This is a genomic window from Anaerolineales bacterium (assembly GCA_022866145.1).
GTDB lineage: Bacteria > Chloroflexota > Anaerolineae > Anaerolineales > E44-bin32 > PFL42.
The window spans coordinates 1-1,728 of record JALHUE010000542.1 but is presented as its reverse complement, the minus strand read 5'-3'; the positions used below and the strand labels follow the sequence as shown (position 1 = coordinate 1,728).

Genomic DNA, 1,728 nt, shown 5'->3' with positions numbered 1-1,728 from the left:
TACAATCCCCCGCCTTCGCTTCACGCCAAAGGAGCCGCCGTGCGTTCATATCAATGCCTCGCCCTAGGGTTGGGAATGCTGCTCACCTCGGCCTGCGCCCCGCCGCCGGCAGGGCCGCCGCAGGAGGCGGCCCCTGCCACTACCCTTGTCGCCACCATCCAGCCCTCATCAACCCCACAGCCCCCCGAGCTCAGCGCCACCCCGACGGTCGCGGCGACCGCCACTGCTTCTCCTACGCCCATGGCGGCTCCAGGCAGATTGCCCATCCGCGCTGAGACGCTTGGCCAGCTTCGGCCGGTGTGGACACAGGAATATGTGGTGGAAGAAGCCGATGCGAACTGCTTCCTGATGGACTGTTACGCGCCCTCACAGGTCTTCGGGGTTGACTTCAGTCCGGATGGGAGCCAGTTGGCGCTGGGCTACTGCGAGGCGCCGCGCGAGAACCGCTCGAATCCCCGGCACTACCGCTTCTACTGCGAGAGCACCCCGCAGGTGCTCCTGCTGGATGCCGCCACCGGCGAAGAGATCGCGCGCATCGAGACGGGCGACATCCCCTTGTCGGTAGCCTTCCATCCCGAGCGCCCGATCGCCGCCTTCGGGCTCGCCAACCGTGACATCGAGCTGTGGGATCTGGAGGCCATGTCCAAGTTCCGCACCCTCTCCCATTCCTCCAAGCGGACCGGCGTTGTCGATCTCGCCTTCAGCCCGGACGGCACTTGGCTGACAAGCCTGGGGGACAGTCAGCTGCAGGTTTGGAACTGGGAGGACGCGCCCTTCCTGCAGGGAACGGCGGAGGGCGTCGTGCAGGCGACGTTCAGTCCCGATGGACAGAAGTTGGCTACCCTCTGGGCCGGCAGGCAAATCCATCGAGTGCGGGTGTATGACCTGCCGTTCACCGGCAAGTTCTCGGAGCTGCCGATTGAAGGTGCACCGTCTCTCGCGTATTCGCCGGATGGGAGCCTGTTGGTCGCGACGCAGTTCGATCACACATCAGCCTTCGATCCGGTCACCGGCGGGCTTGCCCACGAGTACCCCCCCGAAGTGCTCGGCCCGGAGTTTGCGCTCACGCAAACCGGCTTGTCCGCAGCGGACGGTTCACTGCTCTGGGATGTGTATGACCTTGGCCAAGCCGTGCTCAGTTGCGGGCCGATGTTGTGGGATCCGCGCAGCGGACAGGGGATGTATGCACGTCTGCTCGATGACGCATGCATCGCCTGGAGAGATAGCTACGTCTATGCCTTTTCCCAGCTGGAGCGAACCCTCAGTCCCGACCAGCGGCTGCTGCTGATCCTCAATGATGGGAGACTTCAGGTCTGGGGAGTGGATCCATCCCAGCCAGCGATCGAACCCGTGTGCATGGGCGATTGCGCCGAATCCTAGCGGCTAGCGGGAAGAGAGCGCTTGCGGCAAGCGACCCCTGCCCTAACTGTCCCCCTGAGAGGGGGAGAGAATGGGAACGCGTTTCGCACCGACCGCCTCTGGGATCTCCGGAGACTAGGACATGCGGGCCGGCCCAATGGGCCGGCCCGCATTGACGGGCACATGTTGCCTCAAGCCGTCGAGGCTTACGCCTCGCGGAATTCGCCTTCGACCACATCCTCGCCGGCCGGTCCGCCGTTGCCGGCGCTCGGCGTTTCAGGCTGCGGCGGCTGCTGGGCGTACATCTGCTGGCTGAGGGCATACGACGCCTGCTGCAGCTGTTCGGTCAGGCTCTTGATCTGCGCTAGG

The 1,728-nt window shown here is 65.0% G+C and carries 1 protein-coding gene; it reads left to right on the top strand.

Annotated features, from left to right (window positions below; genetic code table 11):
• On the top strand, positions 1 to 1,380 hold a 1,380-nt coding region (locus MUO23_15445), incomplete at its 5' end, for a hypothetical protein (GenBank protein ID MCJ7514345.1).
• Positions 1,381 to 1,728: the final 348 nt, after the last annotated feature.